Here is a 12,846-nt window from a genome sequence, read left to right as displayed (position 1 = left end):
CCGCAGCAGGGTCATCCCGCCGCTACCGTGGTCGACTTTCTCACCGCCGTTCTCACCAATCCTTTTGTTGGAGCAGAAAATCCGAGATATATACAAATGGATCTTCGCTGCGAGCAAGAGAAGAAGGGCGGCGAACAAATGCAAACCTGACGTCGACATACGCTGGTACTGGACCGTCTTTGTTTTATCGATCATTGTTGCTTGGCCAATACCGTCGGCATATTGGAGAGTTCACAATGAAGTTCCTTCGAACAGCTGACCATCGGTTTGACGGGCTGCCAGATTTCAACTTTGGCCCGAACTATCTTGATGTGGATGATTCCGAGGGCGGTCTTCTCCGACTGCACTATTTGGACGAGGGACCGGCACAGGCACCACCGGTATTGTTGATGCACGGAGAGCCAACTTGGTGCTTCCTGTATCGGCACATGATTCCGTTATTCAAAGATGCGGGCCATCGAGTTCTGGCTCCTGATTTGATTGGGTTTGGACGGTCGGACAAGCCAACTGAGCGATCCGACTACACCTACCAACGGCATGTAGACTGGATGTCCGAGTGGTTGCGGAAAGTTAACTTGACGGGCATCACATTGGTTTGTCAGGACTGGGGCGGACTCATTGGTTTGCGGTTGGTTGCAAGTATGCCCGAGCGTTTCTCTAGTGTTGTTGTGGCGAATACGGCCTTGCCCACCGGTGACGTGCCCTTGGGTGAGGCATTTCTTTCATGGCGGGAATACTCACAATCCGTACCTGAATTTAATTCGGGACGCATCGTATTCGGCGGTGCAACATCTAAAATTTCAGAAGAAGAGGTCGCAGCCTACAACGCACCATTCCCGGATGCGCGCTATCTGGCAGGCGCTCGAGAGTTTCCAGTGTTGGTGCCCGACTCGCCTGACAATCCAGCTTCAGAAGCCAACCGGGCCGCATGGGAAACCCTCAAGACCCTCAACACGCCGTTTCTGACTGTTTTTGGAGAAGACGACAGGGTCATGGCGGGGGTAGACAAACTGTTCCAAAAGTCGATCCCTGGCGCAGTTGGTCAAAATCATACCGTTTTGCCTAAAGCGGGGCATTTCATTCAAGAAGATGCTGGTGCAGAGCTAGCAAACGCGACTTTGAAATTCATTGAGCAAACATAGCGGCTATCAGTTTAGTGTCTTCTCGAGCGTCCTCAACTCACACCAAATTTGCGACGCAAATGCTCAGCCAAGGCCGTTATGCGACGTGGTTGGGCTCGGCTCGGCGGAAACATCATTTGCAAAGGTTTCGGTGGTGGGAGGAAGTCGCGCAAGACGGAAACAAGTCTGCCAGATCGAACATCGTCGCCGACATCCAGCTCTGACTTCAAGACGACCCCATGGCCTGCAATCGCCCAGTCGCGGATGAGTGAACCATCATTGACTATTCGATTTCCCTTTACCGATACGCGCTGGGCATTTGGTCCTGATCCAAACTCCCAATAGTTGTCGATCATGTCGCCAAACCTCATCACCAAGCAGTTGTGGTTCAATAGATCTTCTGGCTTTTCGGGCGTTCCGAATGAGGCCAGATAACTTGGGGACGCACATACGAAACGTTGGTAGCTTCCTAGATTTCGCAACCTGAGCGAGCTGTCTGTGATGTTGCCGAAGCGAACGGCGAGGTCCAAACCCTGGCCGACAAGGTCGACATAGCCGTCTGAGAGGGATAGTTCGATTGAGACGTCAGGATTCTCTTCGGTGAATTCGGCGATAACCTCGGAAACAAAGCTCCGTCCCAAGTCAATCGGCGCGCTTATGCGAATTGGACCAGACAGAGTTTCGGCGCCGTGCCGAACAAGTGTATCCAGGTCCGCAACCTCACTGAGAACGTTTCTTGCCCCATCGGCTAGTACTCGTCCTTCTTCGGTCAGGCTAATGGAACGGGTGGTGCGGTTGAACAAAACCACTCCGTAATGTGCCTCCAGAGCCGCGAGCCGCTCGGACACTGTCGTGCTCGACAACCCCGTCTCGCGCGCCGCGGCCACAAGACTGCCTTTCTCGGCTATGGTCAGAAACAAGCGAAGATTGTCTAAAAGCATTAAACGGATTTTCCGGATTATATGTTCGATCTCGCCCTGTTTATCCCGAAACGACTGCAACGTAAATCTGGCGTATCGCTCAAGAACACAAGGGATCTATTCCAATGACTAAGCTGACAATCGTCGCCAACATCAAAGCCAACCCCGACAAGATTGACCTCGTAAAGGGTGAGCTGATCAAGCTCATCGACATAACCCGTGCCGAAGAGGGTTGCATTAACTACGACCTGCACCAGGACAACGACAACCCAGCTCATTTCGTGTTCTACGAAAACTGGGAAAGCCGTGAGCTTTGGCAAACCCACATGGGTGCTCAGCACCTTGCGACTTACCTGGAAGCAACCGAAGGCGCCGTTGCAGAATTCACGTTGAATGAAATGACAGTCATCGGTTGATACAGAACGGGACAAAGGAGCACGCCATGAAAGCCGTCGGATACCGTGAGATAGGGTCGATTGATCGGGCGGACGCCCTGGTCGACTTCGAGGCCGACAAACCGACGCCGAAGGGGAGCGACTTGTTGGTGAAGGTGCAGGCCGTGTCAGTAAACCCGGTCGATACGAAAATTCGGCAAAAACGTGCTCCTGTAGGTCCAGCACCTGATATTCTGGGTTGGGACGCAGTAGGGATAGTCGAAGCCGTTGGTGAAGCGGTTGAGACTTTCAGTCCGGGCGATACAGTTTGGTATGCCGGGGCGATCAACCGACCGGGAACCAATGCCGAGTTTCATCTGGTGGATGAACGTATTGTCGGAGCCGCGCCAAAATCCATACCGGCGAAAGCGGCTGCGGCGATGCCGCTCACGGCGCTTACTGCCTTTGAGATGCTGTTCGACCGCTTGCGGGTACAAGATGCCGTTTCCGGCGGGACCAATACGTTGCTGGTTATTGGTGGCGCAGGCGGTGTCGGGTCAATCACCATTCAATTGGCGTGGGCTCTCACTGACTTGACGGTGATTGCAACTGCGTCCAGACCCGAGACACAAGACTGGGTTCGAGAGCTAGGCGCGCACCATGTCATCACCCACGCGGAACCTTTTGGCGCACAACTCGAGGCTCTTGGTATCGACAGCGTGGATTTCGTCTATTCGACAAACCATTCCCAGCTCTATGCGTCCCAAGCTGGAGGGGTGATGACACCCCAAGGTCGCTTTGGGTTAATCGATGATCCTGAGACCTTTGACATCGCGCCGTTCAAACCCAAATCGATCTCATTGCATTGGGAGTTCATGTACACTCGGTCGCTTTTTGGGACTGGAGATATGACTCGTCAAAGCGAAATCCTGAATCAGGTCGCTAGGTTGATAGACGATGGAAAGATCAGATCCACAGCAACCGATACACTTGGTACAATCAATGCTGCAAACTTAATGAAAGCGCATGCTATCCTTGAAAGCGGCAAGGCTAAAGGGAAGCTCGTGCTTGAGGGGTTTTAGATGAGAATTGAGCGGTTGGATCACGTGAACATAGTAACAACCAGGTTGCCTGACATGGTCGCCTGGTATGCAGAGGTCCTGGGTTTAAAGCCCGGGGCCCGCCCCGATTTTCCGTTTCCTGGGGCTTGGTTGTATGCGGGTGATGACGCCGTGGTGCACCTTGTGGGTCAAGAAGGAACGCCCAATGTCGGCTCCGAGGTGAAGCTCAAGCTCGAGCATTTTGCGCTCTCAGCCACGGGGTTGAGCGCATTCGAGGAAAAACTGATCTCGTGTCAGATCCAGTATCGCAAAACTGATGTCCAGGGGGCTGGAAAGGTGCAAATCCATGTGGCGGATCCTGATGGAAATCACATTCACATAGACTTTGAAGAAACCGAATAAGTGGCTAACCCGCGAAATAGTCGGAACGCAAAATCAAGCACGTAGCTTCTTGCCAGTTAGTGGTCGAGATCTTTGCCAGGTTGTTTCCAAGAATTATGCGGACCAACATTTTTGGGCGGTACAAACGTCGATTTGGAGATCAGCATGCCGGACCTCGGAACAAACAAAAAAAAACGTCATTGCTTTCTACGAAATGATGTTCAACGCGTGTCGACCAGCCGACGCCATCGCGACCTTTGTTGGGGAAACGTATACGCAGCACAACCCGCATGTTGGCGACGGCAAGCAAGCCTTGTCGAGTACTTCGAGCGCATGGCCGCCGAATACCCTGGAAAGCGCGTGGACATCAAACGTGCCTTTGCTGAAGGCGATCACGTTATTCTGCATTGCCATCAAATCTGGCCCGATGGCCCCGAGTATGCAGGGATCGATATTTTTCGCCTGGATGCTGATGGCAAGGTTGTCGAACACTGGGACGTTCTTCAGGAAGTTCCAGCAAACAGCGAGAATGACAATGGCATGTTTTGACTTCGCCGTTCTGACTGCGGAGCGTGGAGCATCGAAAGCTTCTGTCAGCTAAACCACGATAGTCAATGGGTATAAGTCTGATCCAGAAAACCCGCCGAGGCGTACTTATGAAGAACCGTTTAGTTAGGAGAAAGATATGTTCTCGAAGTGTATTCTTACGGCGACCCTTGGATTAATTGCAGCTACTTCGCTTCAAGCTGGTGTACAAATTCGCTTTATAGAAGGCGCACCCAAGGGCCGTTTTGTTTTGACAAATGTCGGAGCTTGCGAAGTAGAAGCCTCGACCCTCAAAATTGACTTGTCGCAATCTGCCGGACGTTTGATTTTCGACGTTACCGAGAAAGGTGCTGGTGTGGAGGTCTTCCAGCCTCTCGAATTCGTTGAGGGTGCCGATGCATTACGTCAGCTTCCTTCGGTCGTGGACGGGCAAGAAACAATTGAACTTGAGATCGCCTCCCTCGCAGCCGGGGACAAACTCGCCTTTACCATCGATGTCGATGACACCGTCGGGCAACGCGAAATCACCGTAACGGGGTCGGAGATCGAAGGCGCCACGGTGTCGTATACTGATGCGGATAAGACCAGCACGGCGACTTTCTCTTCCGAAGCACGTGTTAACGTGACGACTAAGGACTGCTGAAAGCTATCCTACAATGTCGAATTGGTTGGTCCGCACAGCTTTCCTCGCGCTGATGTTGGGCGGTGGCATCCTCGTCGGGACACTGACCGCACCTGGCGAATGGTATGCGCAGCTCTCTAAACCGGCTTTCAATCCACCAAATTGGATTTTTGGGCCGGTTTGGACGGCGCTATATGTTTTGATCGCTATGGTTGGTTGGCGTCAGTTTGAAACAGACCGAAGCTCGACCGCCATGAAGCTGTGGTGGGCGCAGATGGGTCTGAACTTTTTGTGGTCCCCAACCTTTTTCGTACTGCAACTGCCATGGTTTGCCTTTGTCGTCATTGTCGCGTTGTTGGCTGTCATCGTCATGTTCATAGCTCAGGTCAGGACTTCAGATCGGGTTTCCGCACTGGCCTTCCTGCCGTATTTTGCATGGGTCGCATTTGCCACGGCACTGAACCTTTCCATTGCGATACTGAATTGAGAAGGATCGATATGCGTGCCAACTTCATTGGGCTTGTTTCAGGTTGTGTTATCATCGGATGCATGATGGCGCAGGCTGATGTAAAACTGACTGAAGACTTCTCCAAGTCTCCGGAAACGCGTTGGGACTACGTTGCCGACACCGTAATGGGAGGAGTTTCTTCAGGGCAGGTGCAGTTTCGTTCGGAAGGTAATGTTGCATTCGCGCGGCTGACCGGAACCGTGAGTACAGTAAACAACGGCGGCTTCATCCAGTTCCGACGCAAGTTGCCTGATCGGCCAGGTACGGGTGTATCAGGCGTCAGACTATTGGTCCGGGGCAACGGCGAACAATACTTCGTCCACCTCAGAACACGTGGCACGGTGCTTCCGTGGCAATACTATCAGGCCGCGTTCGCAACTTCTAACGAGTGGACAGAAGTCTATTTGCCTCTGTCAGGCTTCAAGGCTTCAGGTGCCATGTTGCGCGCTACCCCTGTTGCGGACGCAATCACCTCAGTTGGAGTTGTAGCCTACGGGCGCGATCACAAAGCTCACGTGGATGTCAGCGAAGTTGGTTTCTATTGAAGTTCGGCCAAGCGAGGGGCTGCAATCTTCTGTTGAACCAATCAGATCAGGCGGATCAATAAATGCAAGCGACAATGCAATTCCGATAGTCTTTGCTCATCCTTTGCAAGCGACTAACTTGGGTACATGGAAGAAGTCACTCGGCTAACCGAATGGATGATTACAGAAGGTCGTCGCTCCGGCGATCCCGTAAAGGTGGTGTCACAGTTTTGTTCCTCCTTGGTCGAAGCCGGAGTTCCGCTGTGGCGAGTAAACATTGGCCAGCGCTTTGCCAATCCACTGCTTATTGCTTGGGGCGTGGTTTGGACGCCCAACGGCACCGACAGCTACGATGTAACCCATGAGACGACGTTGACGGATGGTTATGTTGGGAGCTCATTCGAGTATATTCTGGCGAATAGAAAGCCGCTTCACAAAAGTCTTCAGCAACTAGACTCAGAAACAGAGCATTCATCCTATTTGGAATTTGCAGAGCAAGGCGGTACCGACTACTACGCTACTTTGCTTTATTACGGTGATGGATCGCTGCATGGTTGTACGTTCATTACACAGTCGCCGGATGGATTCTCGCCGGAACATCTAAGGCTGATTGAAGCGGTCTTACCGGCCCTTTCTTCCGCTTTGGAACCTGTGACGATGCGAAAATCGTCTAAAGGCCTACTTCGAACCTATTTGGGAGATGGGCCTTCCGAGGCCGTCTGGAGCGGCAACATCAAGCGCGGTGAGCGAACAACTCTGGATGCCGTGGTTATGTTCTCTGATCTGCGAGGCTTTACGGCACTTTCCGAGACCTCCCAAGAAGAGGAAGTCTTCGACACGCTTAGCGACTATTTTGATCTGGTGGTCACAGCCGTAGAAGACAACGGTGGAGACGTCCTCAAGTTCATGGGTGATGGCATCCTGTCGATCTTCACAATTGAAGCTCAAAGAGACCACGCCAATTGTTGCCGCTTGGCCTCGCAAGCAGCTCAGAGCGTTTTGAGTGGTTTGACGTCTCTCAATTCGCGACGAGACGGGTTTCAAAAACCGCCTTTGGATGTTGGTATTGGAATCAACGTTGGGCAGGTCAGTTATGGTAATATCGGCAGCCCTGGCAGGCTTGATTTCACAGTTCTAGGCGGCGCGGTTAACGTCGCAAGCCGAATTGAAGGCTTAACAAAATTAATCGGTCGTAGAGTGTTAGCGACATCGGCTGTTGCAAGTGCTGTACCGAACATGTTCGTCAGCTGTGGGGACCACGAAATACGGGGCCTTGCTAGGCCTATTGAACTGTTCTTTCTCACTGAAGATTCAGAATAGTCAGGTATACGAATTTAAAGAAACATACCTTACCGGGAGCATCCTGAGTGTTTGCGAGAACCATAGCCTTCCTGATTTTCGCTGGGACTGTTCCGGCTATTGCATTGCAGCTTCGCGAAACAGGGCGCTATGAGCTCAATCAACCCGCAAGTCTTGACTACGATCCGACGTTTTGTGGGTTGTGGATTGCGAATGAGGGGCCCGAGGCCATTCTCGTCACTTTGCAAGGGGATGAGTTACGCCGCATATCCAGCGATCTCTTCCGTATAAAAGCAATTGCTATCGAAGGGGATCATTTGTTGCTGGGTGATGGTCTCGGCAGTCTTCAACGTGTCACCAAAGATGGAGAGCCACTCGGAGCGCCTTTCAAACTGGACGGCGGTTTCGCAGACACCGAGGGGATCGCGATCAACGCCAAGGGGCAGATCGTGACCGTAGAAGATGACCCGGAAAGGTTGTCCTGGTTCACTTCAGGGGGTGCGTTGGCGGCGAGGTTGGATACCATGAAGCTCTCTCCCCCCTTAAGCGAGCCACAGGGCATTGCGATTGACCCACGCACCGGTCACATGTTGATTGTTGATGACTGGGAAGGGTCAAACAGCTTGTATGAGTTCACGGCAGATGGCCAATTGCTCGCCCAGCAAAGCCTTTTGGAATTCGGAACTGACCCGGAAGGCATCGCCATTAGGTCAGGTTCTAACCAACTGTTCGTGGCGTTCGACGGCGGCGCGAAGATTGTGACATTTGACTACACGCCCACCTTACCTGAAGGATCACCGCCACTTCCCCCGGGCGGAGACTGCATGATGTTCTAAAAATTTGGCTTCGCATTCTGGTTGGTGCTGGTTTTTGCTTAGTCCCGTTCGCTGTCCAAAGCTTCTCGTATGAGCGTCAGATTCGGCAGCGAATTGTGAAACGGACCTGACCCGAGTTCGGACAAAACTGGAGCCAGGGATTCCGACATCCGCTTCGTACAAGCTTTCAAAAACTCCGCGCCTTTTGGCGTGGACCGGGCAATTTTCGAACGCTTGTCATTGGGGTTGGCTTCAAGGGTAATCAGGGTAAGATTTTCAAGGCTCGCGAGCATGTGCGTCATCGACGTCTTGGGCACTTGAAATGCGTTCGATAGCTGTAGTGGCGTTTCTCCCTCGGGGCGCCGGACCAGGTGGCCTAAAATTCCAAATTGAGTCGCTGTCATTCGACCAGGCAAGAACGCTTCAAGCTTGGTCGAGATCAGCTGATTAATGATCCCGACCTCGGTGAAGAACCGGTAGACTTCGTTGGTCTCATCCTCAGGCTTCATTCAGAATTCGCGTCTCCAGCGGCCAGCGGGGTGTGGCAATTGGCTCGGGTCCATACCCCAAACGCAGCAACATTTGCACCGTGTGGCCCGGTGACGCAAGAAGCTCATGCGCTAGAGTGTATTCGTTAGCCATCTCAGGATATTCCTGAAGGGCCTGACTGACCGGATGAACGCCCAGGCCCATTTCGGTTGTCTTCAAGTAAAAACGCATCAATTGCCGCCCGGCATCGAGTTGATCGCTTCGCGTATTTGTGGCTGTCGTGAGGACTGCGTATTGCGGCGTCGCGTCTAACATGGCGAAGTAGCTTCGCATGTGTGACTGAGTGCCTGGGTGGTCAACGTTCATCAGGGTCTCATTGTCCAATAGGCCGGTAAGTCGCAGCGTTTCCAGCATGGGATCGCGCAATTCAATCCCGTCTGGGTTGGCATTGATTTCTGCTTTCCCGATCCGCATCAGGTCGACGGATTCTTTCAGGGTCTGCGGCGTTCGCATTTCGATTTCAAAGGCGCGTTTCGTGAGGTCTCGAATACGGGCCACTAGATCCTCATCGGAAATCAGAGTGGCATAGTTTTTAAGGACTGACACTTCCGCCTCGGACAGCCGCTGTTCAGTGTACGGTTCTTTGTTTGAATGTCGGTTGAGGATTTGATCTGAAAGTGGATCGGATGCCCCGCCAGGAACAAACACCGCTTCTGCAATAGGTCCGTCATCCCCATCTGGCAGCATCTTGACCTCGGTATCGAACCCGAGAGCACTTGCCGCCAGTACCATCGTCTCAACAAAGGCGCCGAGGCCAATATAGAGCTGGCGGCGGAAAGGATCGGTTTCCGGAAGCTCGCGATCAGGATCACGGTGGATGCGCACCTTGTCTTGCCCAACCAACTCGGCAAGCCAAGGTTGCAAGTTGTGTGGATTGGGGGCGAGAATTGCGTAGGACAAAGCAGCTTTGCGTGGGTCGTCATACGGTTTTGGCGTCCACGGAGCCAGCGCGTCATGCGGCGTGCGTGTAGCGAGGAACCCAACCGCGCCCGTTGCCGCCAGTATCGTGCCTCCGCCTAGAATCTTGAGAAAACGTCTTCGGTTTGGCATCTTGACTCTCCAATAGTGCGATATCGAGCTAAATTAATACGAAATCGTACTACTTCAACCCCAATCCATGCAGTGATTGTTTGAGCGACTAGAAAAAAGAAAATCAGAGCAGCCGGAGGCAACTGCGGGTTGCCGCGGTAGACAAGCACTCGGAGCGCCTTCAATGCCGAAAACAGGCAGTTACTTTAGTTGACTAACGACCGGATACGAGAAGATCAGAGGCTGTTGAGCCGATGCTTTTCGAGTATCCCGCAAAGCATAGCCTGTGCTTGCAGCCTGTGTTCTCGATGACGTTCACGGGCAACATCCGGTCGACCTTCACTAATCGCTTGGAAAACAACCCGATGATCTTCATTGGATTTGACGGGCAGGGGCCTGATGAACAACGTCGTTGCGCGAGCGCGGCGCACCTGGTCGCTCATCATGGCGACAATCGCTTCGACTCGTTTGTTGCCGCCCAACCGAACGAGTTCCTGATGAAACAACTCGTCGGCTTCGGCCCAGGCTTCTAGGTCTTCTGCTTCGATGGCTTGGTCCATCTTTGCAATTGATCCAGCAAGGACCGCCAGTTCATCTTCTGAGTAACCCGCTTCGGCAGCGCGCTGTGCTGCGAGGCTCTCGAGTTCCGTCAATATGTCGTAAATTTCACGCATATCATCTGATGAAACAGGCAGTATCCGCACGCCCTTTCGGGGCCGCATTTCCAGCAACCCCTTACTTTCCAACATCAGTGCAGCTTCCCGTATCGGGGTGCGGGACATGCCAAGGGTCTCGGCGAGTTCCGACTCCAGATGGTCAGTTCCGGCTGCAAGTTCGCCGGACAGGATCATCTTCCGCAAATCCCTAACAGCGCGTTGCGTATTGGAAAGAGTTTTTGCGTCCTGATCCTTCACGGCGTCTCCAGGTTGATCTTTCGTCCCTCCGCAGCCGAGAGATAGATGTTCTCTTCGATGCGGATCACGTCCAAATAGTCTCGAGCCGTGTTTTCCAACGGCGTGCCTCTTAGAAGGCCTGAAACGACGTGACTTTGCAAGGCGTGGACGCAGTCGCCTCCAAACCCATCGTGATCGCTTGGAGGTAGAATCTGCTGTCGCTCCTGTTTTCCAAAACCGCGGAGTTCTACTGAGCCGTCGCCGTAAAGAACCAGTGATCCTTCTGTTCCTTCGATGAGAGCTTCGCCCATGGTTTGGCGAAGGTTTTCGGCACTGTGGTCAAGGCACCTGTTGCCATCGAACAGAGCTTTCAAACCGTTGGGGTGGTCAAACAGGATGTAACCTGCATCCTCGCCCGAGATAACGGGGTTAACTTGGCGCAAGTCCGCATAAACTGCACTGGGCGCATCGAACAAAAATCGGAATGTGTCTACCCAGTGAACCGCTGTTTCATGCACCAGAAAACGTGGCATGTCCTGAAAGTACGGCTGCCGGTCAAGGTAGGCGTGCGGTCCCTGTCCGTCGCCAGGCCGAAGCCGGAAAGTCGCTTGTAGAGGTGTTCCAATTCGACCCTCGGTTATCGCTACCTTGATCGCACGATACCAGGGCTGGAAGCGAAAATTCTCATGCACGACAATGGTTGCGCCTACTGCTTCAGCCTCGGAGACGATCTTCTTAGCTTCTTCTAATGACATGCAGAAAGGTTTTTGGCAGATCAGCCACTTTATTCCAGAGCGCAGTGCCGTTCGGATGGCATCGGCCTGCGCCACAGGTGGAAGGATGATGTCCAAGAGATCTGGTTTTTCCACTTCCAGCATTTTTGACAGATCATCGTAAGCGGCCAGTCCTGTTTCCTTCGCCTTGTTGATATCACGGTTGCAGGATGCAATCGGAACCGCTCTGGGCATTCGGGACCAACTTTCGTAGTGGAACCTACTGAAATATCCCGCACCCACACACGCGACCCTGATGGCTTGTTGAGTATTCATGCCCGCAATGCTTCCAATACCGATGAGGCTGCGTCCTGCGTTCCGGCGGTGCCACCTAGGTCACGCGTTAGGTTCTGTCCGTTCGCGGTCACCTTTTCCACGGCTTCACGCAATCGTTCGCCGTCGTTGGACAGGCCTGGGTGATCATAGGTCAAACCCAACCATTCAAGCATCATTGCTGCGGACAGGATCATCGCAAAGGGGTTGGCAATACCCTGTCCTGCAATGTCTGGAGCGGAACCATGGCAGGGTTGGAATACAGCGTGATTCAACCCGATATCCGCTGACGGAGCCAGTCCAAGACCGCCCATAAGACCTGCACCAAGGTCGGAGAGGATGTCTCCGAACATGTTCTCGGTCACCAAGACATCAAACTCCCAAGGTTTTTGGACCATCCACAGTGCGGTGGCATCAACATAAGCATGGTCTGCCTGCAAATCGGGATGGTGGGCGGCTTCTGCATCAAACATCGATCTGAAGAATGCAAAGGCGCGGAATACATTGGCTTTGTCGACACATGTAACCCGTCCCCGACCACGCCTAGAATCCTTTCGGTTCTGGGCGAGTTCAAACGCGAAACGGAACAGTTTTTCGGACACCTCACGAGTGATCAGCAGGGTCTCACGCGCATCGTGTTCGGTAACTTCACCAGCGCCTTGGGTGAAGAACAGCCCTTCTGTGCTTTCGCGTATCAAGACAAAGTCGATCTCTTTTCCGGGAGGCAGCGCCAAGGGGGTCATTTGTCCGCTGCTTAACTTTACTGGCCGTACACCAGCGAAAAGTCCCAGCTGCTTTCGCAGATCAATCTGCGGTGAAATCTCAGTTCCGTCCGGGTAGCGAACATCCGGCAAACCCATTGCAGACAGCAGAATTGCGTCGGCGTTGCGAGCCGTTTCAAGTGATCCCGCTGGAAACGATTCTCCAGTTTCTGCGTAGTGGGAGGCGCCTGCCGGCGCGTCCGAAAACGCCAACTCGTAGCTGGGGTTTTCGCCTGAGAGCTGGCGCAGAATTTCAAGCGTAGGGGCCATAATTTCAGGGCCGATTCCGTCCCCGTGGAACACTGCCACATCATAACTTTTCTTCATCTTAGCCCGCTTCCTTCCCGTTTCGCATTCATAGCGCGATAGCAGCTTTCACTACAGTCCGTTGACAACG

At 53.1% G+C, this 12,846-nt stretch carries 16 protein-coding genes; 10 read left to right on the top strand and 6 right to left on the bottom strand.

Annotated elements, in window-relative coordinates:
• Positions 1-236 precede the first annotated feature (236 nt).
• Positions 237-1,142, top strand: a complete 906-nt coding sequence (locus tag GOW93_RS18765) for a haloalkane dehalogenase (protein ID WP_170387604.1) — start codon at positions 237-239, stop codon at positions 1,140-1,142.
• A gap of 32 nt (positions 1,143-1,174) precedes the next feature.
• On the opposite strand, the gene GOW93_RS18760 is transcribed toward GOW93_RS18765, so the two are convergent.
• Positions 1,175-2,062, bottom strand: coding sequence for a LysR family transcriptional regulator (locus tag GOW93_RS18760; RefSeq protein ID WP_170387598.1), 888 nt, complete (start codon positions 2,060-2,062; stop codon positions 1,175-1,177).
• A 104-nt stretch (positions 2,063-2,166) separates the two neighbouring features.
• Here GOW93_RS18760 and GOW93_RS18755 point away from each other — a divergent pair, with 104 nt between their 5' ends.
• The 9 genes from GOW93_RS18755 (at position 2,167) to GOW93_RS18715 (ending at position 8,192) form a co-directional block, all read left to right on the top strand.
• Positions 2,167-2,457, top strand: coding sequence for a putative quinol monooxygenase (locus tag GOW93_RS18755; RefSeq protein ID WP_170387596.1), 291 nt, complete (start codon positions 2,167-2,169; stop codon positions 2,455-2,457).
• Positions 2,458-2,483: 26 nt separating this feature from the next.
• Positions 2,484-3,497: a zinc-binding alcohol dehydrogenase family protein gene (locus GOW93_RS18750; protein WP_170387594.1), complete on the top strand. Its 1,014-nt coding sequence runs from the start codon at positions 2,484-2,486 to the stop codon at positions 3,495-3,497.
• Positions 3,498-3,878 (top strand): VOC family protein, encoded by a 381-nt coding sequence (locus tag GOW93_RS18745; RefSeq protein WP_170387592.1) that lies wholly within the window; start codon positions 3,498-3,500, stop codon positions 3,876-3,878.
• Between the two features lie 144 nt (positions 3,879-4,022).
• Complete coding sequence (locus GOW93_RS18740) at positions 4,023-4,406, top strand: nuclear transport factor 2 family protein (protein WP_254443682.1); 384 nt, start codon at positions 4,023-4,025, stop codon at positions 4,404-4,406.
• A gap of 136 nt (positions 4,407-4,542) precedes the next feature.
• On the top strand, positions 4,543-5,046 hold the full coding sequence (locus tag GOW93_RS18735; protein WP_170387590.1) for an aggregation factor core: 504 nt from the start codon (positions 4,543-4,545) through the stop codon (positions 5,044-5,046).
• A gap of 13 nt (positions 5,047-5,059) precedes the next feature.
• Entirely contained in the window at positions 5,060-5,512 is a 453-nt protein-coding gene (locus GOW93_RS18730) for a TspO/MBR family protein (protein WP_170387588.1), read from the top strand.
• A gap of 11 nt (positions 5,513-5,523) precedes the next feature.
• On the top strand, positions 5,524-6,078 hold the full coding sequence (locus tag GOW93_RS18725) for a CIA30 family protein (RefSeq protein ID WP_170387586.1): 555 nt from the start codon (positions 5,524-5,526) through the stop codon (positions 6,076-6,078).
• A 126-nt stretch (positions 6,079-6,204) separates the two neighbouring features.
• Positions 6,205-7,377: an adenylate/guanylate cyclase domain-containing protein gene (locus GOW93_RS18720; protein WP_170387585.1), complete on the top strand. Its 1,173-nt coding sequence runs from the start codon at positions 6,205-6,207 to the stop codon at positions 7,375-7,377.
• Positions 7,378-7,424: 47 nt separating this feature from the next.
• Entirely contained in the window at positions 7,425-8,192 is a 768-nt protein-coding gene (locus tag GOW93_RS18715) for a hypothetical protein (protein WP_170387583.1), read from the top strand.
• Positions 8,193-8,230: 38 nt separating this feature from the next.
• Here GOW93_RS18715 and GOW93_RS18710 read toward each other — a convergent pair whose 3' ends face one another.
• The 5 genes from GOW93_RS18710 to GOW93_RS18690 all read right to left on the bottom strand — a co-directional run bounded on the left by GOW93_RS18710 (position 8,231) and on the right by GOW93_RS18690 (position 12,776).
• Entirely contained in the window at positions 8,231-8,680 is a 450-nt protein-coding gene (locus GOW93_RS18710; RefSeq protein WP_170387581.1) for a MarR family winged helix-turn-helix transcriptional regulator, read from the bottom strand.
• Positions 8,670-9,770 carry an Acg family FMN-binding oxidoreductase gene (locus GOW93_RS18705; protein WP_170387579.1) on the bottom strand — a complete coding sequence of 367 codons (1,101 nt, stop codon included), beginning with the start codon at positions 9,768-9,770 and terminating at the stop codon, positions 8,670-8,672. Before GOW93_RS18705 ends, GOW93_RS18710 begins: the two co-directional genes overlap by 11 nt.
• Before the next feature lie 215 nt (positions 9,771-9,985).
• Positions 9,986-10,663: a GntR family transcriptional regulator gene (locus tag GOW93_RS20975; protein WP_170335914.1), complete on the bottom strand. Its 678-nt coding sequence runs from the start codon at positions 10,661-10,663 to the stop codon at positions 9,986-9,988.
• The gene (locus tag GOW93_RS18695) at positions 10,660-11,691 is read right to left on the bottom strand and encodes a Gfo/Idh/MocA family protein (RefSeq protein ID WP_170387577.1); all 1,032 of its coding nucleotides are present in this window, start codon (positions 11,689-11,691) and stop codon (positions 10,660-10,662) included. Before GOW93_RS18695 ends, GOW93_RS20975 begins: the two co-directional genes overlap by 4 nt.
• A complete protein-coding gene (locus GOW93_RS18690) occupies positions 11,688-12,776 on the bottom strand; it encodes an isocitrate/isopropylmalate dehydrogenase family protein (RefSeq protein ID WP_170387575.1) in 1,089 nt (362 codons plus the stop codon). Before GOW93_RS18690 ends, GOW93_RS18695 begins: the two co-directional genes overlap by 4 nt.
• Between the last annotated feature and the right edge of the window lie 70 nt (positions 12,777-12,846).

The organism is Ruegeria atlantica (assembly GCF_013032455.1).
In the GTDB taxonomy this organism is placed as follows: Bacteria; Pseudomonadota; Alphaproteobacteria; order Rhodobacterales; family Rhodobacteraceae; genus Ruegeria; species Ruegeria atlantica_B.
Note: the sequence above shows the minus strand (reverse complement) of the source record. Positions and strands in the feature narration are given on the sequence as shown.

Bases quoted from the DNA above. Each gene is read 5' to 3' on its own strand.
- GOW93_RS18750 (WP_170387594.1), top strand. From the start codon at position 2,484: ATGAAAGCCGTCGGATACCGTGAGATAGGGTCGATTGATCGGGCGGAC.
- GOW93_RS18765 (WP_170387604.1), top strand. From the start codon at position 237: ATGAAGTTCCTTCGAACAGCTGACCATCGGTTTGACGGGCTGCCAGAT.
- GOW93_RS18725 (WP_170387586.1), top strand. From the start codon at position 5,524: ATGCGTGCCAACTTCATTGGGCTTGTTTCAGGTTGTGTTATCATCGGA.
- GOW93_RS18705 (WP_170387579.1), bottom strand. From the start codon at position 9,770: ATGCCAAACCGAAGACGTTTTCTCAAGATTCTAGGCGGAGGCACGATA.
- GOW93_RS18745 (WP_170387592.1), top strand. From the start codon at position 3,498: ATGAGAATTGAGCGGTTGGATCACGTGAACATAGTAACAACCAGGTTG.
- GOW93_RS18735 (WP_170387590.1), top strand. From the start codon at position 4,543: ATGTTCTCGAAGTGTATTCTTACGGCGACCCTTGGATTAATTGCAGCT.
- GOW93_RS18690 (WP_170387575.1), bottom strand. From the start codon at position 12,776: ATGAAGAAAAGTTATGATGTGGCAGTGTTCCACGGGGACGGAATCGGC.
- GOW93_RS18740 (WP_254443682.1), top strand. From the start codon at position 4,023: ATGCCGGACCTCGGAACAAACAAAAAAAAACGTCATTGCTTTCTACGA.
- GOW93_RS18730 (WP_170387588.1), top strand. From the start codon at position 5,060: ATGTCGAATTGGTTGGTCCGCACAGCTTTCCTCGCGCTGATGTTGGGC.
- GOW93_RS18755 (WP_170387596.1), top strand. From the start codon at position 2,167: ATGACTAAGCTGACAATCGTCGCCAACATCAAAGCCAACCCCGACAAG.
- GOW93_RS18720 (WP_170387585.1), top strand. From the start codon at position 6,205: ATGGAAGAAGTCACTCGGCTAACCGAATGGATGATTACAGAAGGTCGT.
- GOW93_RS18760 (WP_170387598.1), bottom strand. From the start codon at position 2,062: ATGCTTTTAGACAATCTTCGCTTGTTTCTGACCATAGCCGAGAAAGGC.
- GOW93_RS18710 (WP_170387581.1), bottom strand. From the start codon at position 8,680: ATGAAGCCTGAGGATGAGACCAACGAAGTCTACCGGTTCTTCACCGAG.
- GOW93_RS18695 (WP_170387577.1), bottom strand. From the start codon at position 11,691: ATGAATACTCAACAAGCCATCAGGGTCGCGTGTGTGGGTGCGGGATAT.